This is a genomic window from Rhizobium sp. N621 (assembly GCF_001664325.1).
GTDB lineage: Bacteria > Pseudomonadota > Alphaproteobacteria > Rhizobiales > Rhizobiaceae > Rhizobium > Rhizobium esperanzae.
Window position 1 is genome coordinate 1,454,985 of the sequence record NZ_CP013495.1, and the last position, 24,813, is coordinate 1,479,797.

Annotated in this window: 28 protein-coding genes; 16 read left to right on the forward strand and 12 right to left on the reverse strand. The window is 60.9% G+C overall.

Annotated features, from left to right (window positions below):
• Positions 1–97 precede the first annotated feature (97 nt).
• Positions 98–2,173 carry a lytic transglycosylase domain-containing protein gene (locus tag AMK00_RS07050; protein ID WP_064810001.1) on the reverse strand — a complete coding sequence of 692 codons (2,076 nt, stop codon included), beginning with the start codon at positions 2,171–2,173 and terminating at the stop codon, positions 98–100.
• 213 nt (positions 2,174–2,386) lie between these two features.
• Between AMK00_RS07050 and dapA the strand changes: the two genes are divergently transcribed.
• Both dapA and smpB read left to right on the forward strand, forming a co-directional pair.
• Complete coding sequence (gene dapA, locus AMK00_RS07055; RefSeq protein ID WP_064810002.1) at positions 2,387–3,271, forward strand: 4-hydroxy-tetrahydrodipicolinate synthase; 885 nt, start codon at positions 2,387–2,389, stop codon at positions 3,269–3,271.
• 93 nt (positions 3,272–3,364) lie between these two features.
• Entirely contained in the window at positions 3,365–3,844 is a 480-nt protein-coding gene (smpB, locus tag AMK00_RS07060) for an SsrA-binding protein SmpB (RefSeq protein ID WP_004675044.1), read from the forward strand.
• 39 nt (positions 3,845–3,883) lie between these two features.
• Here the strand turns inward: smpB and AMK00_RS07065 are convergent, their stop codons facing one another.
• The gene (locus AMK00_RS07065) at positions 3,884–4,465 is read right to left on the reverse strand and encodes a LabA-like NYN domain-containing protein (RefSeq protein WP_064801515.1); all 582 of its coding nucleotides are present in this window, start codon (positions 4,463–4,465) and stop codon (positions 3,884–3,886) included.
• Positions 4,466–4,763: 298 nt separating this feature from the next.
• Here AMK00_RS07065 and rpoZ point away from each other — a divergent pair, with 298 nt between their 5' ends.
• The 12 genes from rpoZ to AMK00_RS07125 all read left to right on the forward strand — a co-directional run bounded on the left by rpoZ (position 4,764) and on the right by AMK00_RS07125 (position 15,103).
• Positions 4,764–5,168: a DNA-directed RNA polymerase subunit omega gene (gene rpoZ / locus AMK00_RS07070; protein WP_011424719.1), complete on the forward strand. Its 405-nt coding sequence runs from the start codon at positions 4,764–4,766 to the stop codon at positions 5,166–5,168.
• A 142-nt stretch (positions 5,169–5,310) separates the two neighbouring features.
• On the forward strand, positions 5,311–7,545 hold the full coding sequence (locus AMK00_RS07075; protein ID WP_064801517.1) for a RelA/SpoT family protein: 2,235 nt from the start codon (positions 5,311–5,313) through the stop codon (positions 7,543–7,545).
• A gap of 197 nt (positions 7,546–7,742) precedes the next feature.
• Entirely contained in the window at positions 7,743–7,892 is a 150-nt protein-coding gene (locus tag AMK00_RS07080) for a DUF3563 family protein (protein ID WP_064706756.1), read from the forward strand.
• A gap of 155 nt (positions 7,893–8,047) precedes the next feature.
• Positions 8,048–8,638 carry a DUF2062 domain-containing protein gene (locus AMK00_RS07085; protein WP_064810003.1) on the forward strand — a complete coding sequence of 197 codons (591 nt, stop codon included), beginning with the start codon at positions 8,048–8,050 and terminating at the stop codon, positions 8,636–8,638.
• Positions 8,639–8,675: 37 nt separating this feature from the next.
• Positions 8,676–9,080 carry a holo-ACP synthase gene (gene acpS, locus AMK00_RS07090; RefSeq protein ID WP_064810004.1) on the forward strand — a complete coding sequence of 135 codons (405 nt, stop codon included), beginning with the start codon at positions 8,676–8,678 and terminating at the stop codon, positions 9,078–9,080.
• A gap of 135 nt (positions 9,081–9,215) precedes the next feature.
• Positions 9,216–9,959, forward strand: coding sequence for a signal peptidase I (gene lepB / locus AMK00_RS07095; RefSeq protein ID WP_064801523.1), 744 nt, complete (start codon positions 9,216–9,218; stop codon positions 9,957–9,959).
• Positions 9,956–10,675 (forward strand): ribonuclease III, encoded by a 720-nt coding sequence (gene rnc, locus AMK00_RS07100; RefSeq protein WP_064801525.1) that lies wholly within the window; start codon positions 9,956–9,958, stop codon positions 10,673–10,675. Before lepB ends, rnc begins: the two co-directional genes overlap by 4 nt.
• 7 nt (positions 10,676–10,682) lie before the next feature.
• Positions 10,683–11,624, forward strand: coding sequence for a GTPase Era (era, locus tag AMK00_RS07105; protein ID WP_064810005.1), 942 nt, complete (start codon positions 10,683–10,685; stop codon positions 11,622–11,624).
• Between the two features lie 148 nt (positions 11,625–11,772).
• A complete protein-coding gene (locus tag AMK00_RS07110) occupies positions 11,773–12,525 on the forward strand; it encodes a Crp/Fnr family transcriptional regulator (protein WP_064810006.1) in 753 nt (250 codons plus the stop codon).
• A 102-nt stretch (positions 12,526–12,627) separates the two neighbouring features.
• Positions 12,628–13,113: a response regulator gene (locus AMK00_RS07115; RefSeq protein WP_064801528.1), complete on the forward strand. Its 486-nt coding sequence runs from the start codon at positions 12,628–12,630 to the stop codon at positions 13,111–13,113.
• A gap of 124 nt (positions 13,114–13,237) precedes the next feature.
• Positions 13,238–14,008: a DNA repair protein RecO gene (recO, locus tag AMK00_RS07120; RefSeq protein ID WP_064810007.1), complete on the forward strand. Its 771-nt coding sequence runs from the start codon at positions 13,238–13,240 to the stop codon at positions 14,006–14,008.
• 99 nt (positions 14,009–14,107) lie between these two features.
• A complete protein-coding gene (locus AMK00_RS07125; protein WP_064801531.1) occupies positions 14,108–15,103 on the forward strand; it encodes an aldo/keto reductase in 996 nt (331 codons plus the stop codon).
• A gap of 120 nt (positions 15,104–15,223) precedes the next feature.
• Here the strand turns inward: AMK00_RS07125 and AMK00_RS07130 are convergent, their stop codons facing one another.
• The 3 genes from AMK00_RS07130 to AMK00_RS07140 all read right to left on the reverse strand — a co-directional run bounded on the left by AMK00_RS07130 (position 15,224) and on the right by AMK00_RS07140 (position 18,799).
• The gene (locus tag AMK00_RS07130) at positions 15,224–16,075 is read right to left on the reverse strand and encodes an MOSC domain-containing protein (protein WP_064810008.1); all 852 of its coding nucleotides are present in this window, start codon (positions 16,073–16,075) and stop codon (positions 15,224–15,226) included.
• Positions 16,076–16,103: 28 nt separating this feature from the next.
• Positions 16,104–16,748, reverse strand: a complete 645-nt coding sequence (locus AMK00_RS07135) for an HD domain-containing protein (RefSeq protein ID WP_064810009.1) — start codon at positions 16,746–16,748, stop codon at positions 16,104–16,106.
• Between the two features lie 146 nt (positions 16,749–16,894).
• A complete protein-coding gene (locus AMK00_RS07140; RefSeq protein ID WP_064810010.1) occupies positions 16,895–18,799 on the reverse strand; it encodes a putative bifunctional diguanylate cyclase/phosphodiesterase in 1,905 nt (634 codons plus the stop codon).
• A gap of 425 nt (positions 18,800–19,224) precedes the next feature.
• Between AMK00_RS07140 and AMK00_RS07145 the strand changes: the two genes are divergently transcribed.
• Together AMK00_RS07145 and AMK00_RS07150 are read left to right on the forward strand one after the other, a co-directional pair.
• Positions 19,225–19,566: a hypothetical protein gene (locus AMK00_RS07145; protein WP_064801539.1), complete on the forward strand. Its 342-nt coding sequence runs from the start codon at positions 19,225–19,227 to the stop codon at positions 19,564–19,566.
• A gap of 124 nt (positions 19,567–19,690) precedes the next feature.
• Entirely contained in the window at positions 19,691–20,206 is a 516-nt protein-coding gene (locus AMK00_RS07150) for a superoxide dismutase family protein (RefSeq protein ID WP_064801541.1), read from the forward strand.
• A 29-nt stretch (positions 20,207–20,235) separates the two neighbouring features.
• On the opposite strand, the gene AMK00_RS07155 is transcribed toward AMK00_RS07150, so the two are convergent.
• The 7 genes from AMK00_RS07155 to AMK00_RS07185 form a co-directional block, all read right to left on the reverse strand.
• On the reverse strand, positions 20,236–21,117 hold the full coding sequence (locus AMK00_RS07155; protein ID WP_064801543.1) for a mechanosensitive ion channel family protein: 882 nt from the start codon (positions 21,115–21,117) through the stop codon (positions 20,236–20,238).
• A gap of 58 nt (positions 21,118–21,175) precedes the next feature.
• Positions 21,176–21,706, reverse strand: coding sequence for a tyrosine phosphatase family protein (locus tag AMK00_RS07160; protein ID WP_064810011.1), 531 nt, complete (start codon positions 21,704–21,706; stop codon positions 21,176–21,178).
• Positions 21,703–22,275, reverse strand: a complete 573-nt coding sequence (locus tag AMK00_RS07165) for a YfbR-like 5'-deoxynucleotidase (protein WP_064806051.1) — start codon at positions 22,273–22,275, stop codon at positions 21,703–21,705. Before AMK00_RS07165 ends, AMK00_RS07160 begins: the two co-directional genes overlap by 4 nt.
• Before the next feature lie 29 nt (positions 22,276–22,304).
• Positions 22,305–23,150 (reverse strand): CAF17-like 4Fe-4S cluster assembly/insertion protein YgfZ, encoded by an 846-nt coding sequence (gene ygfZ, locus AMK00_RS07170; protein ID WP_064810012.1) that lies wholly within the window; start codon positions 23,148–23,150, stop codon positions 22,305–22,307.
• A gap of 97 nt (positions 23,151–23,247) precedes the next feature.
• Complete coding sequence (locus tag AMK00_RS07175) at positions 23,248–24,003, reverse strand: hypothetical protein (protein ID WP_064810013.1); 756 nt, start codon at positions 24,001–24,003, stop codon at positions 23,248–23,250.
• Positions 24,004–24,020: 17 nt separating this feature from the next.
• The gene (locus AMK00_RS07180) at positions 24,021–24,278 is read right to left on the reverse strand and encodes a hypothetical protein (protein ID WP_020920882.1); all 258 of its coding nucleotides are present in this window, start codon (positions 24,276–24,278) and stop codon (positions 24,021–24,023) included.
• 103 nt (positions 24,279–24,381) lie between these two features.
• Positions 24,382–24,798 (reverse strand): TIGR02301 family protein, encoded by a 417-nt coding sequence (locus AMK00_RS07185; protein ID WP_064810014.1) that lies wholly within the window; start codon positions 24,796–24,798, stop codon positions 24,382–24,384.
• Positions 24,799–24,813 lie beyond the last annotated feature (15 nt).

Consider the following 24,813-nt stretch of genomic DNA (forward strand, 5'->3'; position numbering starts at 1 on the left):
GTGTAGAGCATGTCTCGCAAAAGTGTGCAGCGGTTTTGCGATAAAGACATGCGCAAAAACAAAGACCAGCCTGCTTTTCAAGCCGCGCCAAACGGCTTCAGGAGGCGCTGCGTCCGCCGATCAGGTCGCGCTCGATATCCGCCGGCTGGCCGAGGCGGGCTTTGTAGACTTCGTAATTCTCCATCACCCGCTGCACGTAGTTGCGCGTTTCGGGGAAGGGGATGCGCTCGATCCAGTCGACGATCTCGTCGACCGGCCTGCCACGCGGGTCGCCGTAGCGTCCGATCCATTCCGGCACCCGCTTCGGCCCGGCATTATAGGCGATGAAGGTGAGGATGTAGGAGCCGCCGAAGGCTTCGATCTGCTCGCCGAGATAATGCGCGCCGAGCGTCGCATTATAACCGGCATCGGCCGTCAGCTTGTCCTTCGAAAAGGTGATGTTGTGGCGCTTGGCCACCGCCTGGGCCGTGCCGGGCAGAAGCTGCAGCAGGCCGCGAGCATTCGCCGCCGAAACGGCGGCCGGGTTAAAGGCGCTTTCCTGCCGGGCAATCGCGTAGGCGAGCGCCTTGCCGGAGCCGGAGATATTGGCATTCGCCGGGATTACGCCGACGGGAAAGGCGAGCGCGGCGACGTCGATGCCGCGGCCATAGGCGATCTTGCCGACCTGCAGTGACAGATGATGATTGCCTGATTGCTCGGCTTGCGCCGCAAGGATCGCCAGTTCACCGGGACTTTGCAGCTGATCGGCGAGCGCGAGATAGAGGATATCGGCCCGCCATCCATGGCCGGCTGCCTCGAGCCGGGCGATTGCCTGCACGGCCTCGCGCGCCTGGAAACTCTGGCGGTCGGCTGCGCTCGGGGTGGGATAGCTGACGTTGAGCGTCTTGCGTCCAAGCCTTTCGGCCGCGAGCTGCCCATAGAAGGTGCCGGGAAAATTTGCGGCCTTGCCGTAAAATTCGCTGGAGTTGCCGGGGCCGCCGGCCTCGGCTGCCCGCCCGAGCCAATACCAGGCGCGCGACACCGAGATGGGGCCGTTCGAAGTCGCCAAAATCTTGCGGAAATGCTTTTCTGCCGTTGTCGGATCCTGCAGACCGCGCAGCGCATACCATCCGGCATGGAACTCGGCCTCGACGATATCAGTCGGGCTGGTTGCCGCGGAACTTGCGACGACGCGGTAGGCCGGTCTGAATTGTCCCTGATCGACGAGGCCGCGGCTGACGATCCGCTGCTCGTTCCACCATTCTCCGGAATTGACCAGTTCGCCCGGCTCGCGCGGCATCTTTTCCAGAAGCGCCGCCGCTTCGGCATACTTGTCCTGCTTGCGCAGATATTCGATCCGCGCGAACAGCAGGCCGGCATCGCCACGCCATTTCGGCTCGACGCTATTGAGCAGCGCGTCGGCATTGGCAGCTTTGGCGTCGACGGCGGCCCAGGCCTTGTAGAGGGACTGCGCCTCGCCCATATCGCCGAAGCGCTTGGCCTGCGCCACCCGGCCACGATACATCAGATAGTCCATCCGCGCCTTGTGGTCGGCTGGCGTCAGCAGGGCGGAAAACTCGAGGAGGATCTTGTCTTCGCTCGCCTTGTCGAGCGCCTCGGTGCGCCAGACCTTGCGGATATATTTTGCTGCCTGCGCCTGCTTGCCTGACGCAGTCAGCGCCCGCCCGAGGATGACGGCGCCCTGCACCGTCTCCGGCGCGGTATCGCCGAAAGCGGCGAGCACGGCTGACGGGGCGGGGTTTTCGTCGTAGAGCGCACGTTCGGAATAGGCGCGCAGCCTGGAAAGGCCGGGCCACCCCTTGAGCTCCTGCGCGGCACTGGCGATTTCATAGGAGGGAACGCCCTTCAAGCCGGAGACGGCGATCGCCCAGGTGAGGATATGGCGGTCGAGCGTATCGTCGCGCAGGCTGTCGCGGATCGAGATGGCCAGTTGCGGATTCTTGGCGGAAAGCGCGTCGAGGCCGCTTTTCAGATCATTGGCGATCGGCGCGACGGCCGGATTGCGCGGGATGGCGCCGGTGGTCAGCGCTTCCGGTATCGAGGTCTCGGGAACGAAGCCGATCGGCTTGATGCCAGGCGTCGGAACGCTTTCGCCGGGAAGCGGCGACGCGAGGCTGCCCCACGCGGCGGCAACAAAGCCGAAGGCGGTCAGAATCAGCACAGCTTTCTTCATCCGGGATCTCGCAACGAAAACACGCCCCGCCCATTTGGCTAGAGGCATCTTAACGAAACCTTACCGTACCAGGTAAAATTCATTCACATCTGCTATCGGAATTTGCCCTAAACCGAACTCTCCGCGCTTGTCGCGATGATTTCGGCGCTCTATGGTGCGCAAAATATTCATGGAATGCGGCCGAAGCAAGGATTTGGTCGTGAGGAGCTTTGCATGTTCAATGGGTCCATTCCCGCCCTCGTCACCCCCTTCACCGATGCCGGACTGATCGACGAAGCGAGCTTCGCCGCCCATGTCGACTGGCAGATCAAGGAAGGCAGCAGCGGTCTCGTTCCGGTCGGCACGACCGGCGAATCGCCGACGCTGTCGCATGCCGAGCACAAGCGGGTCGTGGAACTCTGCATCGAAGTGGCGGCAAAACGCGTTCCGGTCATGGCCGGCGCCGGTTCGAACAATACGCGTGAGGCGGTCGAACTCGCCCAGCATGCCGAAAAGGTCGGCGCCGACGCCGTGCTCGTCGTCACGCCCTATTACAACAAGCCGACGCAGAAGGGTCTGATCGCGCATTTTTCCGCGATCGCCGAGGCCGTCGCCCTGCCGATCTATATCTACAATATTCCCGGCCGTTCGGTGATCGACATGACGCCGGAAACGATGGGTGCTCTCGCCAAGGCGCACAGCAACATCGTCGGCGTCAAGGACGCGACGGGCAAGATCGAGCGTGTCTCCGAGCAGCGCATCACCTGCGGCAAGGACTTCAGACAATTGTCCGGCGAGGACGCGACAGCCCTCGGTTTCAACGCCCATGGCGGCGTCGGCTGCATTTCGGTGACGGCCAATGTCGCCCCGCGCCTCTGCGCCGATTTTCAGGCCGCGACGCTGGCCGGTGAATACGCCCGCGCGCTCGAATATCAGGACCGACTGATGCCGCTGCACAAGGCGATCTTCCGTGAGCCCGGTCTCTGCGGCGCCAAATACGGCCTCTCCAAGCTCGGCCGGATGAGCCGCAATGTCCGCTCGCCGCTGCTTTCGACCCTGGAGCCGGCAACCGAAGCAGCAATCGACGCCGCCATGCGTCATGCAGGATTGCTGAACTGAGGAGACCGGCCACCTTCACAAGGCCGGGTCGTTCCCTTACATAAGGACAGGCAATGAGGGCGCGGCTTTTCGCGCCCCGAAGGGAATATCGTCATGGCCCCCAAAGGCAGCCAGCGTGTGGTGAACAAGGTCGTGGCCGAAAACCGCAAGGCCCGCTTCAACTACGAGATCATCGATACTTATGAGGCAGGTCTCGTGCTGAAGGGCACGGAGGTCAAGTCGTTGCGCGAAGGCAAGGCCAATATCGCCGAATCCTATGCGTCGGATGAGGACGGCGAGATCTGGCTGATCAACTCCTACCTGCCGGAATATCTGCAGGCGAACCGCTTCAATCACGAACCGCGCCGGCGCCGCAAGCTCTTGCTGTCGGGCCGTGAGATCCATCGCCTGCGTTCAGCTGTCAACCGCGAAGGCATGACGCTGGTCCCGCTGAAGATCTATTTCAATGATCGGGGTCGGGCGAAGATGGAGCTTGCGCTCGCCAAGGGCAAGAAATTGCACGATAAGCGCGAATCCGAGAAGGAGCGCGATTGGAACCGGCAGAAGAGCCGCTTGTTGAAGGATAACGGCTAACCCATCGCGCCGCAGCCGATAGGCTCGCGGCGCTTTCGATTACTCCCCGAAATCGCTGGCCGGGGCGACTTCGACCGGGCGCGGCGCCCGCTCCGCGGGATCGCGACCGATTTCAGCCTTCAGCGACAAGAGGTCGATGAAATGATCGGCCTGCCGGCGCAGGTCGTCGGCGATCATCGGCGGCTGCGTCGCCATCGTCGAGATCACCGAGACCTTGCGGCCTCTGCGCTGCAGCGCCTCGACGAGGTTCGTGAAGTCGCCGTCACCGGAGAAGATGACGAGATGGTCGACGGTTTCCGACTGCTCCATGGCGTCGATCGCAAGCTCGATGTCCATGTTGCCCTTGATCTTCCGCCGGCCCATGGAGTCGGTGAATTCCTTGGCGGGCTTGGTGACGACCTTATAGCCGTTATAGTCGAGCCAGTCGATCAGAGGACGGATCGATGAATATTCCTGGTCCTCGATCAACGCCGTATAATAGTAGGCGCGCAGGAGGTAGCCGCGTTTCTGGAATGCCTTCAAGAGCTTGCGGTAATCTATATCGAAACCGAGGCTCTTGGATGCAGCGTAGAGGTTGGCGCCGTCAATGAAGAGTGCAATTTTTTCGCGTGGGTCAAACATCGCTTACCAATTCCAATGAGAGAAATCGAAATTCGCGGGGCATCAAATTTCAATAAATACAATGGCTTATTGTGATTTTTGATCTGATGCTTACTTTACCATCTGTTCATATAAGAGAGATTTAGGGCACGATTCCGCATATTCCAAGCAACCTTTGGTGGAATTGTCACATTCTCCATGGAAATTTAGCTCGGCCGCGGATAAAGACGAGGGGAGCCGGAACGAAAAACTTGTATTTGCCCGGTTTTAATTGTATCGGGCGTGCTAATCCCGAAATGACGACCGTAAAGGACAGGCAATGGCCCGTGTCACAGTTGAAGATTGCATTGACAAGGTGGAGAACCGCTTCGAGCTGGTTCTGCTCGCCAGCCACCGCGCCCGGCTGATTTCCCAGGGTGCCTCGATCACCATCGATCGCGACAACGACAAGAATCCTGTCGTGGCGCTGCGCGAAATCGCCGACGAGACGCTTTCGCCCGATGATCTCAAGGAAGATCTGATCCATTCGCTGCAGAAGCATGTCGAAGTCGACGAGCCCGAGCCCGATCCGGCCAGCATGATCGCCGCCGGCGGCGCTGCTGCCGCTGACAGCGAGGAGCAGGACGACCTGCCGGAGACGATCACTTTCGACCAGATGTCGGAAGAAGAGCTGCTTGCCGGTATCGAGGGCCTCGTGCCGCCGGAAAAGAGCGACGATTATTAAGCGTCTCGACCGGATCTGATTCGGAAAAGAGCGACGATTACCAATCGTCAATCTTGCGCCTTTATTGCTTAGGCATATTATTGCCCATGTGTGCGCCAATCGTTGATTGGCGCGCTTTTATTTTTGTCGGAGTGGCTTTGGAATGATGCGGCAGTACGAGCTCGTGGAGCGGGTTCAGCAATACAAGCCCGATGCCAATGAAGCACTGCTGAACAAGGCCTATGTTTACGCCATGCAGAAACATGGCCAGCAGAAACGCGCGAGCGGCGACCCGTATATTTCCCATCCGCTCGAGGTCGCCGCCATCCTGACCGATATGCATCTCGATGAATCGACGATCGCGGTCGCCCTTCTGCACGATACGATCGAGGATACGACGGCGACGCGCGCCGAGATCGACGAACTCTTCGGCGAGGACATCGGCCGCCTGGTCGAGGGACTGACGAAGATCAAGAAGCTCGATCTCGTCACCAAGAAAGCCAAGCAGGCGGAGAACCTGCGCAAGCTGCTGCTCGCCATATCAGATGACGTACGGGTGCTGCTCGTCAAGCTCGCCGACCGCCTGCACAATATGCGAACCCTCGATCACATGTCGGCCGATAAGCGCGCCCGCATCTCCGAGGAGACGATGGAAATCTATGCGCCGCTCGCCGGCCGCATGGGCATGCAGGACATGCGCGAGGAACTCGAGGAGCTTTCCTTCCGGCACATGAATCCGGAGGCCTACGAGACCGTCACGAAAAGGCTGGAAGAGCTCTCCAAGCGCAACGAAGGCATCGTCAAGAAGATCGAGGCCGAATTGCGCGACCTCCTGGTCGCCAGCGGCCTGACCAGCGCCTATGTCAAGGGCCGGCAGAAGAAGCCCTATTCGGTCTTTCGCAAGATGCAGTCGAAGTCGCTCTCCTTCGAGCAACTTTCCGATGTCTACGGCTTCCGTCTGATCGTCGAGGACATCCCGTCCTGTTACCGGGCGCTCGGCATCGTCCATACGCGCTGGCGCGTCGTGCCCGGGCGATTCAAGGATTATATCTCGACGCCGAAGCAGAACGATTACCGTTCGCTCCACACCACCATCGTCGGTCCCTCCAGCCAGCGCATCGAGTTGCAGATTCGCACCAAGCGCATGCACGAAATCGCCGAATTCGGCATTGCCGCCCACACGCTCTACAAGGACGGCGCCACCAATGCCGATGGCGACATTCTTTCGCGCGAATCCAATGCCTATTCCTGGCTGCGCCATACGATCGAGGCGCTCGCCGAAGGTGACAGCCCGGAAGAATTCCTCGAGCACACCAAGCTCGAACTCTTCCAGGATCAGGTCTTCTGCTTCACGCCGAAGGGCAAGCTGATTGCCCTGCCGCGTGGCGCCACCCCGATCGATTTCGCCTATGCGGTGCATACCAATATCGGCGATACCACGGTGGGCGCCAAGATCAACGGCCGCATCATGCCGCTGGTGACGCGGCTGGCGAATGGCGACGAGGTCGAGATCATCCGCTCCGGCGTGCAGGTTCCGCCGGCCGCCTGGGAGGAGATCGTTGTCACCGGCAAGGCGCGGGCAGCCATCCGCCGCGCCACCCGCATGGCGATCCGCAAGCAATATGCCGGCCTCGGCCACCGCATTCTCGAGCGCACCTTCAACCGAGCCGGCAAGATTTTCTCGCGTGAGGCGATGAAGCCGGCACTGCACCGTCTGGGCCAGAAGGATGTCGAGGATGCGATCGCCGCCGTCGGCCGCGGCGAGATGTCCTCGCTCGACGTGCTGCGCGCCGTCTATCCCGACCATCAGGACGAGCGCGTTACCGTCAAGCCCTCCGGCGATGACGGCTGGTTCAATGTCCGCAGCGCCGCAGGCATGATCTTCAAGATTCCCGGCAAGGCCAAGGCAGGGGCCGAAGGCGGCCATTCGGAACTTGATGCCGATGTCGATGTCGGCCCGATCCGCGGCCTGTCCGGCAATGTCGACGTCAAGTTCGCTTCGACCGGCGCCGTGCCTGGCGACCGCATCGTCGGCATCATGGATCAGAGCAAGGGCATCACCATCTATCCGATCCAGTCACCGAGCCTGCAGCGTTTCGATGATCAACCCGATCGCTGGATCGACGTCCGCTGGGATCTCGACGAGGCCAACAAGTCGCGTTTCATGGCGCGTATCATGGTGAATGCATTGAATGAGCCCGGCACGCTTGCCAAGGTGGCCCAGACCGTCGCCGGGCTCGACGTCAATATTCGTATGCTGAATACGGTGCGCGTGGCAGCCGATTTCACCGAGATGATGCTGGAAGTCGAGGTGTGGGATCTGCGCCAGCTCAACCAGTTGCTCGCCCAGATGAAGGACCTGGATTGCATCGCCACGGTCCGGCGGCTCTATGAGTAGGCTTTTGTTAAGCCTGCCATGGACCTGAATCGACAAAGATGCACATTTTATGATCGGTTTATAATCGTGACGGCGCAGCAATAAGGCAAGGAATGCGTTGAGCGCATAGCTGTGTCCATGTCGCAGCGGTGGTAATCAGCCTTTGGCAGGACTATCTTCTGGTCATCGAAAACGTAAACAGAAGATGAGACAAGGTAATGTTTGATCCTATCAGGAAAATCGCTCGCGCCTTTCGCGCTCCGACAACGCAGGAACGTGAAATGGCCTATCTGAACGGCTCGCTGGATCGTATCGATCTCGAGTTTCGTCAGCGTCAGGTCGATCGCGGTCTGTTCCGCAATCGCTGATACCGCCTTTATAATTGGTCGAGTGAGGGACGTTACGTATAACGAGCGCCCCTCGGCATGAAGATGCTCCTTTGCAAGAAAGATAAGGGGGCTGTTTCGGGCGGTACCATTTGCCGCTCTTGTCACGGTCCGGTGCACTGCACTAAATAGCGACCATGTTGTTTCGCCGTCGCAAGCCTGCGGGTTTCAAGGAAAAGATGCGGGAGCTTCTATGGCCCCGAAAAGGTTTCCTTCGCCCGATCCGTTACCTGACAATGCGCATCCTGCGCCTGAGCGCTTCTCCGCATGCGGTTGCGGCCGGCGTCGCCGCGGGCGTCTTTGTCTCGTGGACGCCGTTCATCGGCGTGCATTTCGTCATGGCTTTCGTCATCACCTATTTCCTCTCCGGCAATATGGTGGCCGCGGCTCTCGGCTGCGCCGCCTTCGGCAATCCGCTGACCTATCCTTTCATCTGGGGCATCACCTGGGAGATCGGCCATCTGCTGTTGAGCCGTGAGGATCATCTGGCCGGTCAGACGGTGGATCTCGCCGCGCTCTTTCACAAGCTGAACTTCACCGAATTGTGGAGGCCGGTGCTGGAGCCGATGCTGATCGGTGCCATTCCGCCGGGAACCGTGACCGCCGTTGCGCTCTATGCGCTGACGTTCTACACCGTCAAGGGTTTTCAGGCGCGCCGCCGCACGCGGCTGATGGAGCGGGCGCGCCTGCGCCTGGCGGGTTCGGCCGGCGACATGCCGAGCGTATGAACCGGTGCAGAATTCTTAGGCGACGGAAGGTTCCGGCATGATCATCGGCATTGGCAGCGATCTGATCGACATTCGTCGTGTCGAGAAATCGATCGAGCGCTTCGGTGAGCGCTTCACCCATCGCTGCTTCACCGAGATCGAGCGTGCCCGTTCCGACCACCGGGCAAACCGCGCCGCATCTTATGCCAAGCGTTTCGCTGCCAAGGAGGCCTGTTCCAAGGCGCTCGGCACCGGCATAGCCCAGGGCGTCTTCTGGAAGGATATGGGCGTCGTCAACCTGCCGAGCGGCAAGCCGACCATGCAGTTGACCGGTGCCGCCGCCGTACTCCTCAAGTCGATGCTGCCCGCGGGCCATCGGGCCGCCATTCATTTGACAATAACCGATGATTATCCGTTGGCGCAGGCCTTCGTCATCATCGAGGCGTTGCCCGAGAGCCTCTGATCGTGACCTCGGGAGCGTTGATCGCGACCTCTCGTCGCTTTTCATGTTGTCGCCATTGCCGCAACCGGCCGAAGCCGCTAGAGAGAACGGCAGAAAGAATTGCGCCTTTACGGCGTCTTGAAGGAATGAGACTGCGTGTCCGAAAAAGTCGATACCAAGCCGAACGCCCTCTGGGAAAATATCAAGGTCATCATTCAGGCGCTGATTCTGGCGATGGTGATCCGAACCGTGCTATTCCAGCCCTTTACCATTCCGTCCGGTTCAATGATGCCGACGCTGCTCGTCGGCGATTATATCTTCGTCAATAAGTTCGCTTACGGCTATTCGAAGTATTCGCTGCCCTTCTCGCCTGATCTCTTCAGCGGCCGCATCTTCGGCTCGGATCCGAAGCGCGGCGATATCGTCGTCTTCCGCTTCCCGCCGAATCCCGATGTCGATTATATCAAGCGCTGCATCGGCCTGCCCGGCGATCATATCCAGGTCACCGACGGCGTCCTCTACGTCAACGGCAAGCCTGTTCCGAAGGTGGCGGATGGCAGCTTCACCTCGGACTACAAGCTCGATCCGGGCGAGGACGTGCCGGTATTCCGCGAAACGCTTGATAACGGCAAGACCTACGACACGCTCGACCAGTCGCCGGTGTCGCGCGGCGATAACACCCGCGAATTCATCGTGCCGGAAGGCCATTATTTCATGATGGGCGACAACCGCGACAACTCGCTCGACAGCCGCTTCGACGTCGGCTTCGTGCCGGCTGAAAATCTTGTCGGTCGCGCCAGTGTCATCTTCTTCTCGCTCGGCAACGACACGTCTTTCCGCGAAATCTGGAAGTGGCCGACCAACATGCGCTGGGACCGCCTTTTCAAGGTCGTTGAATGAGCAAGGCGCAGACGCTTTCTGCGGCCGACCGCGCAAAGCTCGAAAGCCTGATCGGCCATGACTTCGCCGAAAAGGCACGCCTGGACCGGGCGCTGACCCATGCCAGCGCGCGTACGGAAAAGGGCGGCAACTACGAACGGCTGGAGTTTCTCGGCGACAGGGTCCTCGGGCTCTGCATCGCCGAGCTTCTGTTCCGCACCTTCGGCACGGCGGGTGAAGGCGAGCTCTCGGTTCGTCTCAACCAGCTCGTCAGCGCCGAAACCTGCGCCGCGGTGGCCGACGAACTCAATCTCCACCTTTATATCCGCACCGGCGCCGATGTGAAGAAATTGACCGGCAAGCGCATGATGAACGTGCGCGCCGATGTCGTCGAGAGCCTGATCGCCGCGATCTATCTCGATGGTGGTCTCGAAGTCGCCCGGCGGTTCATCCTGCGCTATTGGCAGGGCAGGGCGGTCAGGGCCGACGGCGCCAAGCGCGACGCCAAGACCGAGCTGCAGGAATGGTCACACGCGAAATTCGGCGTCACGCCGATCTACCGGGTTGATGAACGCAGCGGACCGGATCATGATCCGCGTTTCAAGGTGACGGTGGAAGTTGCTGGCATAAGGCCGGAAACCGGCGTAGAGCGGTCGAAGCGTGCCGCCGAACAGGTTGCGGCGACCAAGATGCTCGAGCGTGAAGGCATTTGGCAGCAATCGTCTGCCGGAAACTGACGGGACAATGACACAAGAAGAAGATATCGCGGCCGACGCTGCTGCAGAAAGCCATGGCCCGACGCATTCGGGCTTTGTCGCGCTGATCGGGCCGACCAATGCCGGCAAGTCGACACTGGTGAACCGCCTCGTCGGCGCCAAGGTCTCGATCGTCAGTCACAAGGTGCAGACGACGCGCGCGATTGTCCGCGGCATTGCCATTCACGACAATGCCCAGATCGTCTTCATGGATACGCCCGGCATCTTCAAGCCGCGCCGTCGGCTCGACCGGGCCATGGTGACCTCTGCCTGGGGCGGCGCCAAGGATGCCGATCTGATCATGCTGCTGATCGACAGCGAGCGCGGTTTGCGCGGTGACGCCGAAGCCATCCTCGAGGGCCTGAAGGAAGTTCAGCAGCCGAAGATCCTGGTGCTCAACAAGATCGACCGCGTCAACCGCGAGGATCTGCTGGCGCTGGCCGCAAGCGCCAACGAGAAGGTCGCTTTCGAGCGCACTTTCATGATCTCGGCCGAAACCGGTTCAGGATGCGACGACGTCATGGACTATCTGGCAAGCACCCTGCCGGAGGGGCCGTGGTACTATCCGGAAGACCAGATCTCCGATCTTCCCATGCGTCAGCTCGCCGCCGAGATTACCCGCGAAAAGCTGTTCCTGCGCCTGCACCAGGAGCTTCCCTACTCCTCGCATGTCGAAACGGAAAAGTGGGAGGAGCGCAAGGACGGCTCGGTGCGCATCGAGCAGGTGATCTATGTCGAGCGTGACAGCCAGAAGAAGATCGCCCTCGGCAAAGGTGGCGAAACCATCAAGGCAATCTCGACCGCCTCCCGTAAGGAATTGTCGGAAATATTGGAGCAGCCGGTCCATCTCTTCCTGTTCGTCAAGGTTCGCGAAAACTGGGGAGATGATCCCGAGCGGTTCCGCGAAATGGGCCTCGAATTCCCCAAATAAGGATGGCAACGATTTTACCGGGCGACCTCCAGTCCCTTGTTTCTTAGGAAAAAATCCGTGTCGTTGCGGAACGAATCCGAGCCTTGCGCATTCCTCGGTTGACGGCGCGCGCCGGACGCGTCGTCGTTTGCGCGACTGCAGGGCAGGCATGGCAACGTCGAAACGCATCCATTCTTTCAAAACTCCTTGCGAGCTATGTCCATTGCGGCCTCTGCCGCACTTCAGGGAGTTTAGCCGCGACGAGCTGGAATTCGTTTCGCGTTTCAAGCGCGGCGAACTTGCCGTCGATGCCGGCTCCACCATCCTCGTCGAAGGCGCCCACAGCGCTCATCTTTTCACCGTGCTGTCCGGTTGGGGCTTCCGCTATAAGATGCTGGAGGACGGTCGCCGGCAGATTCTGAATTACATCATGCCTGGTGACCTGATCGGTCTGCAGGGAACGATCGCCGGCGAAATGCAGCATTCCATTGAAGCGCTTTCACCCGTTTCCCTTTGTGTCTTCGAGCGTGATCGTTTGATGACGCTCTACAACAAACATCCTTCGCTCGCCTTCGACATTACCTGGATTGCCGCGCGCGAAGAACGAATACTGGATGAGCATCTCCTGAGCATCGGTCGCCGCACTGCATTGGAAAGAGCGGCCTATCTGATCGCTTTCCTGTATGAGCGCGGCAGGAAGCTCGATCTCTTCAACGGCCGCAAATTCATCCCCATCACTCAACAGCATATCGCCGACACTCTCGGTCTTTCCATCGTTCACACCAACAAGACCCTGAGAAAGCTTGGAGAACGTGGTCTGATCCGCTGGCAGGAACGCGGCTGCGAAGTTCAAAACGGTGAGGAGTTGATGGCGATCGCCGGCTGGGAGGGGCTTGGAGAGGGCAAGCGTCCCTTCATTTAGCAGAAGCGTCTATGTCTTTTTTAAATGCAGTTTAGCATTTGAGAAAATAAGGTCGGTCGTCATCTTTCCTCCGATTTTGATTCTTATCGACCGGGCAGAAAAATGGTTTATTCAGAACTGGTGGCGGAATTCACCGATAGCGTGCCATGCGGGGCACCGGAGGGCAATGATGTTGGCGAAACGACCGGGGCGCTGCGAAAGGCGCACCACGAGGGGCATGGAATCATGAACGCGTTGCGTGTTTTGGTTCTCGAGGACAGTCTGATCATTGCGATGGAGGCGGAGGATATCCTGCGGCTGGCCGGCGTCGAGAGCATCGATATCGTCGGCAGTCTCGAACAGGCGAGAGCTGCCATCGCCGCGGAGAAATACGATTTCGCCCTTCTCGACGTCAACCTGGGCGAGGGTACGAGTTTCGGATTTGCCCGTCATCTCCTCGATGTCGGCATCCCCTTCGGTTTCGTTAGCGGCTATTCCGACATACGGGACTTCCCGTGCGACCTTCAGCACATACCGCTCCTGGTGAAGCCGTTCGACGAAAAGGCAATGAGCGACTTCCTGCAGAGGCTTCTGCAGGCTGCGGGCTGACGCGGTCCATGACAAATGCCAGACCTGCTTGAGCACTCTCGATCGACATCGTGCTCTTCTGATATCGATTCCGATTTTCGGTCCGATCGGCTAAGATGAGCCAATCGGCCGCAGGGACTTTTTTATGCAGTGGCAGGACCACGCAATCATTCTGGGTGTCAAACGCCACGGCGAGACGAGCGTCATCGCCGAGGTGATGACGCGTGATCGCGGCCGTCATCTCGGCCTGGTGCGTTCCGGCCGTTCGCGCGCCATGCAGCCGGTGCTGCAGCCGGGCAATGCCGTCGAGGTCGTCTGGCGCGCCCGGCTCGACGAACATCTCGGTGAATTCCGCATCGAGCCGGTGACGCTGCGCGCCGCCCGTCTGATGGAAACGGCGACCGCCGTCTACGGGGTTCAGGCGATGGGCGCTCTGCTGCGGTTGCTGCCGGAGCGAGACCCGCATCCGCACCTCTTCGATGCGCTGGAGGTGATCCTCGATCACCTGCATAACCCGGCCGATGCCGGTGAGCTTTTCGTGCGTTTCGAGCTGGCGGTGCTGAACGATCTCGGCTTCGGTCTCGATCTTGCCGAATGCGCGGCGACCGGCGCCCGCTCCGATCTCGCCTATGTCTCGCCGAAATCCGGCCGCGCCGTCAGTCGTAGCGCCGGCGCGCCGTGGGCCGACAAGATGCTGATCCTGCCGCCCTTCCTCGGCGTCGAAGGCAATGACGCGGCGGACTTCGACAGCCTTGCAGCCGCGTTCCGTCTGACCGGGTTCTTCCTGCATCGCCATGTTTACGAGCCGCGCGGCATCGAGGCTGCGGCAGCCCGTGACGGTTTCGTGCGGGCCGCGCTCAGGGCGCTTGATCCAGCCTCGCGGACGCTTTCCGATCCGAACGGCGTCCCCGCCTGACCTGGTTTTTTACTGCTGCAAAACATCCTCCGGATTTGGCGGTTTACCCGCCGATGGGCGGCACCTATTTCTTGAAAAATGCCAATCAAGGAGGATCCCATGCTGACCAAGACCGCATCACCGACGACGATTACGCTCTGGAACGGCCGTGAAATTCCGCGCCTCGGCATGGGATGCTGGGCAATCGGCGGCCCTTTCTACGCCGGTGACACGCCGCTTGGCTGGGGCGAAGTCGACGACAATGAATCCGTCGAAGCGATCAATCGCGCCATCGCCCTCGGCATCCGCTTCTTCGACACCGCCTCGAACTACGGCGCCGGCCATTCGGAAGAGGTGCTCGGCCGGGCGGTCGGCAATCGTGACGATATCATCGTCGCCACCAAATTCGGCTTCGCGACCGATCCGGAGACGAAGCAGGCAATCGGCGCCTTCGCCGATGAGGCTTTCATTCGCCGCTCGGTCGAGACATCGCTGCGCCGTCTCAAGCGCGACCGTCTTGATCTCCTGCAGTTTCACATCAATGACTTTCCGCTGGAAGAGTCGGTTGCCGTCTTCGATACGCTGGAGGCGCTGCGGACCGAAGGCAAGATCGACGCGTTCGGCTGGAGCACCGATTATCCCGATCGCGCCGCCCGCCATGCCGGCCGCGCCGGCTTTGTCTCGGTCCAGCATACGATGAACGTCTTCGATCCGGTGCCGGAGATGATCTCTGTGATCGAAGGGAAGGGCCTGATCTCCATCAATCGCGGTCCGCTGGCCATGGGGCTGCTCACCGGCAAGTTCACCGCCGATAAGGCAGTGGGCGCCAAGGATGTCCGCGGCGCGGCACTCCCCTGGATGGTCTATTTCAAGGACGGGCGCATGGCCCCGGAATTTGCCGCAAGGCTCGATGCCGTCCGCGATCTCCTGACGTCGGGCGGTCGCACGCTGACGCAGGGGGCGCTCGCCTGGCTCCTGGCGAGGTCGCCGCGCACTTTTCCCATTCCGGGCTTCCGCACCGTCGCCCAAGTCGAGGAAAATGCCGGTGCGCTGGAAAAGGGACCGCTGTCGGCCGAGATCATGGCCGCGATCGACGCCGCACTCGGACATGGGTGAGAGCCGGTGAAACTCTCCCCACGCTCCCTCATTCCTGTGACATCCCTCGGGTCAAGCCCGAGGACAGGAATGAGGAAGAATGACAAAGCGCCCTCAGCCCTTCCGCAATTCGACCTACCCTCATGCGCGAACCTTCATCGCCCAGCCCTCCGGCCGAGCCTCGATGATCCTCACCTCGTCGCCGATCGCAATCCGTCCGCTGCCGCGTGGCGTGACATTCCAGCCGAAGAGTGGCCCGGGCACACGCCGGTCGGCAGACATGCGGATGCGGCCCATGGCCGGCATCGGGTTCGGCCCCTCGCGTGAACCGGTCCACTGGTCCTGCGTGGTCATGATGCAGCGGGAGCAAGGTTTGACGAGATCGAAACGGACGCCTGATATTTCGATCGCCGCCCAGCGATCTTCCGGCCAGGCCTCATCGGTGTCGATGACGATGTTCGGACGGAAACGCTCCATGCCGACGCTGCCTTCGCCATGCGCGGCGAGATCGGCATTCAGTGCCTTCAAAGAGCCCGTCGTCGTTACCAGGGTCTGGTAGCCGTCGGTAAATGTGACGGGCGAGCCTTCGCCGGCCCATTCGGCGCTCGCCGTCCGCCGTGCCTGCCCGTCGAAGAAGACCAGCCGCACCTCGCGACCAAGCCATTCGGAAATCTGCCTGTTGCTGTCGGGATCGGCGACGGCAGCGCTGACGGTCGATTTCCAAACGGTCACATCCATACGGAATCCAGGCCGGGGCGGCGGCACCGACAGTTCAGTCTTTCCTTCCATCAGCAGCCGAAAGGTGCCTGGTTCCGGTCGTACTGCGATGCGCGCGAGATCCGGCAATTCGCGCTGAGTGATGAAGTGACCCTGCGGGTCGGTGATCATCACCCGCCGGTCGCCGGCAAGCCCATAGGCGTCGACCTCGGCGGCAGGCAATGCAATGCCGCGGGCGCTCTTGAGCGGGTAGATGAAGAGGTCGCTGATACGCATGCCGTTCTCCTGGATCTCGTTCCCTAAACTAGATCTCATCCATGAAGGCCGAAAGGAAGTCGCGCAGGCTCTTGTCGCGCGCGGCCGCGATCCGGCGGCCGGTCTCGGTCTGAAATCCTTCCGCCAGTTTGAACAGCTTCGTCTGGAAGTGGTCAATGGCATAGCGCTTGTCGTCGAGGGGCCGGTTCGCGCCCGCGGGGTCGAACGGATCGTAGAGCCCCGATCCCATTCGCCCGCCGATATAGAAGCAGCGTGCCACGCCGACCATGCCGATCGCGTCCAGTCGGTCGGCATCCTGCAGGATCTTCGCCTCGAGCGTCTGCGGCGCCACCCCGGCGGAAAAACTATGAGCGGTGATGGCGTGGGCGGCGGCTTCGATATCCGCTTCGCTCCAGCCGAGTTCGGAAAGGATCACCGAAGCCTTTTCCGCCGCCAAGGCCGACGCTTTTGCCCGCAACGGTGAATTCTTCTCGACGGCGACGCAGTCGTGCAGCAGCACGGCGGCAGCAAGGATCCGTCCATCTCCGCCTTCTCCCGCATGGATGCGCATGGCGTTCCTGAAGACACGCAGGATATGGGCAAGATCGTGTGAGCCGTCGTCGCCCTCGGCCGCGTGTGCGACCAGCGCCGCTGCGAGCGTTTCATGAGGGGAGAAGGTTTCGGCCTCGAACATTGCGCCACCTCTTGTCGGAAGGAAAAACGTCGAAGAGCGCCGGCAGAAAGCGAAGGGAGCTTCACAGGAAGCGACGCCGCCACGAAATTCGGAGATCTCGAAGCCGGTTTGTAGCGGCTTAACGTGCGAGTCGCAATCGAGCGAGGTCAGCGCTCGAGCGTCGGAAAAGCTGTCGCGCCGCCGCTCTTCGGCGGCAGGCAGAGAAGATGGGGCACGTCACGGACCGGGCGCGGCGGACTGATGTGATAGCCCTGGATCTCGTCGCATTCCTCGCATTCGAGCAGCGCCAACTGGGCGGCCGTCTCGACACCTTCGACAGTGACGCGCATGCCGAGCGCATCACCGAGCAGGATGATTGCGCGCATGATCGCATGCGCCTCCTTATTGTCGACGATGTCGTTGACGAAGGATTTGTCGATTTTGATCTTGTCGAAGGGGAAGCTCGAGAGATAGCTCAGCGAGGAATATCCGGTGCCGAAATCATCCATCGAGATGCGGATGCCGCTGTCCCTCAGGGCATGCAGAATCGGCAGCACCTCGTTGAGGTTCTCCATCAGCACGCTCTCGGTGATTTCCAGTTCGAGCCGCGATGGCGACAGCCCGGCGGCGGCAAGCGCTTCGCTGACGTCCTGCATCAGGTTGCCGCTGCGGAACTGGATCGCCGAAACATTGACTGCGACCTTGATGCTCTCCGGCCATTGGGCCGCATCCCTGCAGGCCCGGCGCAAAACCCAGCGGCCGATATCGACGACAAGGCCGACCTCCTCGGCAAGCGGAATGAAATCCATCGGCGGCACGCGGCCTCGCACCGGATGGTTCCAGCGGATCAATGCTTCGAAACCGCAGGTTCGCCGCTCGGCAAGATCGTAGAGCGGCTGGTAATGCAGTTCGAATTCCTCATTCTCGACCGCGGCTCGTAGATCTGCCTCCAGCGCATGGCGCAACTGCATCTGCGCTTCCATTTCTCCGGTGAAGAAGCGCTCGCGTTTGCGTCCGTCCGCCTTGGCATGCGACAGCGCCACGCCGGCATTTTTCAGCAGGATATCGGTTTCTCCCCCGTTCTCGGGAGCGATCGCAATACCCATGGAGACGCTGAGCGTCACCTGTTTGTCGCCGTTCAGAAATGGCTCGGAAAGCTCGCGGCGGATCTGGTCGGCCAGCGCCGTCACGTTTCTAGGCTGCTGCTTGCCCGTCTGCAGGATGGCGAACTCGTCCGAACCAAGGCGCGCCAGCATGTTTTCCGACCCGGCCGAGGCTCGGATCCGCTCCGCGACCTGCTGCAGGATCTTGTCGCCAACCGACACCCCGATCGTGTTGTTGATCGATTTGAACCGGTCGAGATTGAGATGGACGAGGGCGATCTGCTCGTGCGGCTTGCGCTCGGCGAGCGTCGCATCGACCTGCTCGCGGAAATACATCCGATTGGGAAGACCGGTCAGGGGATCGTGATGGGCGAGATAGGTGATGCGCTGGGCCGCCTTTCGATCCTCGGTGATATCAGCATGAATGGCGATGCTGCTGCCGTCGGAGAGGATGGTCACCACGCTCTGAATGATGCGGCCATCATGCATCTGCCATTCGCGCCGGCGGATGCTGCTGCTTCCTGTCTTGGCGAGAGAAGGTCGTGCTGTCTGCCGGACGGGTTTGGAGGCAGTGCGTTCGTTGCCGCGCATTTTGCCGATGAGTTCGGCGATCGTCGCGCCCGCGGCGACGTCTTCCGGTGTCAGGCCGAAGAGGTGAGGAAAGCGGAGATTGTAAAGCGTCAGCCGCTGGCCGGCATCGAAAACGCTGAGGCCGAGCGGCAGGTTATTCAGGACGATCTCGAAGAGTTTTTTCTGTCCGTCGAACGCTTGACTGAGCGCCGATAGATTCCCTTTCAGCGTCTGGTTTTCCCTCAGAAGCGTTTCCGCGCTTCTCTCGATTGCCTCATAATCGCTTTCATAACTGTGATACGTTGCGATCACCAGCTCCATCAGACGCTGCGCGTCGATTGATCCGTCGGCCATGACAGCCTCCGTACATTGCCGCCAGAAGAGCGCTTCAGCCTTCATGGAAAAGCATCTTGGCTGACGGCAATAGCAAAAGCCGTCAGCGCCTGATGGACGTGCCTCAAAATATTGGACATGAAAACCTTTCTGAGAGAAACCATTGAAATCAATTTTTATGAGTGACGTATGGGGTAATGCCTGATGACTATTTTGAGGCGGGCGGATTAATATTCGGTTGCAGTGCAGCAGAGGTGCACGTCGTCAGACAGGTTTGCTTTCTGTATTGAAAATTACTGAAATACCAAGGCGGGCGGCGGCGGAAACCCGGTCCGAGCACGCTCCGTTAATTTCTGTCAACCATTGTTAATGAGAAGTTAACAACTTATTGACGCACTGCGCAAATCAGTTTAACCACCGAGTCAACAGTGATTTCCCACCTCGTATTGCGTACAAACACCACCGGCAAAAGGCGGTGAATGGAGGTTTGTATGACCCGCACCACATCCGTTTCAGACACTTCATATGCGTATCTTGCGACGCTTTCGCGGCTTGATCTAAACGGCGACGGCGTATTGAGCCGCGGCGAGCGTGCCGCCGATGAGAAGCCAGGCATCATCAAGGAACTCCTGGAGGAGGACATGGGCAGCGAGACTCAGCCCAAATTTTCCGGCAGCCTGATTGCGCTGATGATGGATACCCACGATAGCGGCGCGACAAGCAGTATCGCCGTGCCCTATCCGCTGCAGCAGAGCGCGTCTGCGACCGGCAGCCAATCCGACGATCTCTACCGCAACACCTACGGCCAGTTCGATTTCGACGCCGTCGCCTGACGATGTCATCGTTCACGTGATCTGAAGCCGGCCCTTTGGCCGGCTTTTCTCTTTGGATGCTCCCCAGAGGAACAGCTTTCCGGCTGAGACGTTCAGAAGGACAACCGGACGGAAGGAGATCTCCATGAAAGCCATGCGCATCATCGCCGCCCTGAGCCTGTCCGCCCTTGCCTTGCCGGCAAGCGCCCAGGATAAGCAGACGGCGGTCGCCAATTTCGTCGGCAAGGACGGCAAGGAAAACGGTCGGGCCCAATTGACGGCTGCCGCTAATGGCGGCGTCCTGATCGAAGTGGAGATATCGGGGCTGCCGGCGAATAAATGGGTGGCCTTTCATGTCCATGAAACCGGCCGCTGCGACGCGGCGGCCCATTACGAGTCGGCAGGCGGCCATTTCAACCCGGGCTCGGCCGAGCACGGCATCCTCGCCGCCAAGGGGCCGCATGCCGGCGACATGCCCAACCAGTATGTCGGCCAGGACGGCGTGCTCAGAGCCCAGATCTTCGATGGCATGGTCACGCTCGACGGCAAGAAAGATGGCATTCGCGGCCGCGCATTGATGGTGCACGCCAATTCGGATGATTATCGCAGCCAGCCTTCCGGTGACGCCGGGGAAAGACTTGCCTGCGGAGTGATCGAATAGGCCGACGATCGCCTCCGCGCTGCAATGTTTCACTGCCGTGTCGGCTTTTCCGTCGCCGTGCCGTTGGACCTTTTTCCCAGCGCGGAATTTCCACCGTCCCGCACAGCGGCCGGATCGCCCTTCTCGTCGAAGGCAAGTTTTACCCGCTTCACCATGTCGCGGCTGACCTGCCACCAGTCACCGGTCTTTGCCCAGTAGCGCAGCGTTAGCGATATCGTGCTGTCACCGAGGCTGTCGATGAAAACGCTGGGTGCTGGTGACGGCAGCACCCTTGGGTTGCCTTTGGCAATGCCCATCAACGTCTCCATCGCCAGATCGAGGTCATCCTCACGAGAAATGCTGATTTTTAGGTCGTTCTGTCGCGTAGGTTCACGGCTGAAGTTGGTGATCGGCGTGTTCCACAGCGTTGAATTTGGCGCCAGGCGATAGAGCCCGTCGCCGGTTCTGAGTTCTGTCGCAAACAATCCGACCTCGCGGACCGTGCCGGCGACGCTGCTGGTTTCGATATATTCGCCGACCCGGAACGGCCTGAGGATCAGGAGCATGATGCCGGCCGCGATATTCTGCAGTGTCCCTTGCAGCGCCAGCCCGATCGCCAGGCCGGCTGCGCCGAGGGCGGCAATGATCGAGGCGGTCTGGACACCGAATTGGCCGAGCACGGTGATGAACACCAGAATCAGCAGCGCATAACGCACCACATTGGTGAAGAAGCGCGCCAGTGTCTCGTCGATGCCATGGATGCGCGACAGGCCCTCATAGGCCCAGCGGCTGACAAAGCCGGCCAACGTCCAGCCGATGACGAGCAGGATCAACGCCCCGAGGACGGAGAAGGAATATTGGACTGCAAGCGCGCTTGCCTGGCTGAGTGCCGTGCGGGTGGCGAGGAGGACATCGGCTGCTTGCTGTTCCATGATCAGGCCCTGTGGCTATTGCGGGGTCGAGGCCAAAATGGAGCAGGCGGCAGCAGCGTCAACCGCCGGCGTCGTCGCGGAGCCCAAGCAGGAAGGGCGCATTGCCGTCGGCATCGGCGCCACGCCCGATTGCCTTTACGGCCGCAGCCAGCCGGCCGCCGCGGCCAAGCAATGTGTCGCCGATCTCGATCAGCCGGGCGTTCGGCGTCGCGAAAGGCGAGGCGGCGCGCAACCGACGGGCAAGTCCTCCCTCGTCCTGATCCGGCGCGATCGATAGCGCTGCGATGAGTGCGGCGGCCGGTGATCGCGACACGCCCATCCAGCAATGGATGAGCAGTGGTGTCTCCTGTCGCCACGATGCAGCAAACTCGATGATCGCCTGCACATGCGTTTCGTCAGGCGCCACCAGACCGCCCGTGCCCTTGAAGGTGATGTCGTTTATCGAAAGCGTCAGGTGACGATCGGGCGCGATCACACCCGGCCGATGAAAGCTCTGTTCTTTGGCGATCAGGCTGATCATGTCGCGCGCCTTGTGGCGCACCGCCATTTCGGCGATGCGTGACAGCGGCGAGACGACGATGAAGCTCACGATACTATCCCTCGCTCGGCTTCAATCGCCGCAAAGCGTTGACAGAACAACCGCTGTGCCTCAAGCGCCGGCAAGGGTTCGATCAGCAACATCTCCTTGCTGATGCCGCGCGGCTGGCCGAAGAATTTCTGCGCCTCGGCGGGCGTGAAGCCGGCAAGTACCGTCGCCTCGAAATAGGCCGCGATCGTGTCGGCCTTCTTGATCCGGTCCTTGAGATCGCGCGATGGATGAGGCGGCAGGCCGAAGCGCAGGTGCACGGCGGCCTCCAGCCGCATTTCGACCGCCTTATAGCCGCCGCCGACCACGGATTTGAACGGCGAGATCATGTCGCCGATCACATATTCGGGCGCGTCATGGAGCAGCGCCATCAGACATTCCTCCGGCCGCGCATTGTTGGAGCGGCGGAAAATATCTTCGACGACGAGGCTGTGCTGCGCCACCGAAAAGGCATGATCGCCTGATGTCTGACCGTTCCAGCGTGCCACGCGTGCGAGACCATGGGCGATATCGGCGAGTTCGACATCGAGCGGGGAGGGGTCGAGCAGGTCGAGCCTGCGCCCCGACAGCATGCGTTGCCAGGCACGCGGAGCTTTGGCCGTCACGCGCTGGCCTCGTCGGCGCTGGTGGGGAAGACAAGGCCGGACCATGGCGGCAGGGCGAGAGAAACCGGCGTTTGGCCGGCCAGCAGCGGCGTGCCTTCCGCCATCGCAGCACCGGCGCGGTCGATTCGCACGATCGCAAGCCCGCTGCCGCCTTCGACCGAACCCAGTGTCCCCACAGGCTTGCCCGCGGCGGTGATCTCTGTGCCCGCTTGAGGCAAGGCCGTTGCGGCGGACACGGTGACGACGCGCCGGCGCGCGGTGCCGCGGTGCTGCATGCGCGAGACGACCTCCTGGCCGACATAGCAGCCTTTCTTGAAGGAGAGGCCGTCGTTCAGATCCATCAGCACGTCATGCGGGAAGGCATCCTGCAAGGCGAAGTCCAATCCGGAGGTGACAATACCGTGGCGGATGCGCAGCGCCTCGTAGAGCGCGGGCGCGTCATCGCCATGCCTTCCTGCCCGGCGGCTGAGCAGGACACCCGCCTTGGCGAAGCGGCTGTCTCGGGCACCCCCGATGCGATCGGCATCCTCGCCCCAGCAAACGGTAATGCCATTCTCAGCAAGGGGCGTAAGTGTAATGGCGGCCCGCAGCCTGTACATCGTCAGGCGCTTCAGCAGCCCGTCGTTCTGGTCGGCATCCGTTTCGATCAGGTAGCCGTCGCCGTCCTGCGAGACCATGAAGTCGAACAGGATCTTGCCCTGCGGCGTCAGCAGGGCTCCAGGGCGTGCCTCGTCGGGCGCCAGCGAGACGATATCGGTGGTGATCAGGTTCTGCAGGAAGGATTGGGCGTCCGCACCGCCGACGGAGAGCAGGGAGCGGTCTTTCAGGAATACGGCTGGCATGGCGGAACCTGTCGCGTTGGTCGTCGCTCAGAGGTATGACTTCGTGAAGTGGATCGCAAGCGCCATGCGACATGCGGAAGACGCATGCGAGGCGGCGTCAGTCGCCCGCCGTGAAGAACTTCCACTTGCCGTCCGGCGTAATGCCGAGGCGGTAGAAATTATAGCCACCGAATTCCTGCATGTCGGAAAGGTCGCCGGCGGTCACGATGCGCAGCAACTCGACTCGCTCCGGCGGCGTCAGCGACTTCAGATCCTTCTCGGCGAAATAGGGCCAGACATACATGTCGTCTGATGTGCCCTGGCCGACATGGACGAAACCGGTCGAAACGATATCGAGCATGATGGCGAGAATTTCATCTCCGTCGGGATCGCCGGAGATGTCTTTCAGCGTGCCGATCGGGTCGTCGGTCGCTTCACCCACCGTCACCTGCGTCTGGTCTTTGCCGGTGCCCACCAGCGGCCGCAACCGTTCGAGATCGCCGGAGGCGGCGGCCTCGACGATCTGTTGGCGCATTTTGCGAACCGGCTCGGGCGCCTTGTTGATGTCGTAAATCACCTCGACCGGCTTGGATGCGTCCTGGGCGCCCGGCGTTTTGTCGACGCCCTGATTGTTCTGGCTGTTGACCAGCGGCTCGGCCATGGGAACGCCGGGAGTGGTGCCCTGGGTCTGGTTCTGCCCCTCAGCACTCCCCTGTGCCGGCGGCGCATCGCTGGGAGCCTGGCCGGGGATTTTGTGGAGTTCGGAAAGTGCGTAGGCCGAGGGCGCGAGGAGGACGTTGCCGGCGGCAAGGCTCAACGCAAGCAGCACCGGCGCGAGCCGAATTCGCGGAACTTTCTCTTTACCGATGCGCATCGAACTCTCTGAGATAATTATTGCAGGGTGCGGTTGGCGGAAAATTCGCCGGCAAGCATACGGTCGCGCAGCGAATCGAGCAGAGCTTCGGCGCTGTTTTCCCCGTGCAATCGGATGGTTTCGCGCAGGGCATGCGCGATGGCGGCATCAGCGATGATCTCCGGCTCGATTCCATCGGCCATGCCGTCGGCCCAAGCCTCGTTCTGGTACTCCAGAGCCGCCTGCATCTTTTCGTGGACGATCATGTCGTCGATGTCGTTGAGGCTTGCTTCCATTGTCTTTTCCTCAGAACTTCTCATGTCTTACTGCACCGTTAATAACACTAACAGCCTTTTCCCAAAACGACACGTCCGCATGCGAAAACAGGTTAATTAATCGTCAATTTCCAAAGCGCGAGGTAATTTCTGTGGCGAGTGTTGCACCTTCGTTACGGTAGCGCTCTTCTGCCACGATGGCCGCCGGGGTGCAATCCGTATAGACGGAAGCGAAGGCCCGGTAGCCGCGATTGAAGGCGGCGGTGAGCTTTTCCTTGCGTTGCGGCTCGTTGCCTGTCTCCGAATCGAGCAGCTGCTTCATGCCTTCCCGCCACTCATCCCCGCCCGGCGCTTTGCAAAGCGTTCTCAGATAATGCACCGAACCCAGCACTTCGGCGAGCCGCGCCAGCTTGTCGTCATAGGGCACGGTCGCGACCGGCGGCGCAATCTCCTCCTGCACAGACGCCGTATTCTTGCCCTGAGCCATGGCGGGGCCGGCAAGCACGAGCAGGGACAGGACAACGCGTCGAACGGGAATCATGCTGCAAGTTGATAC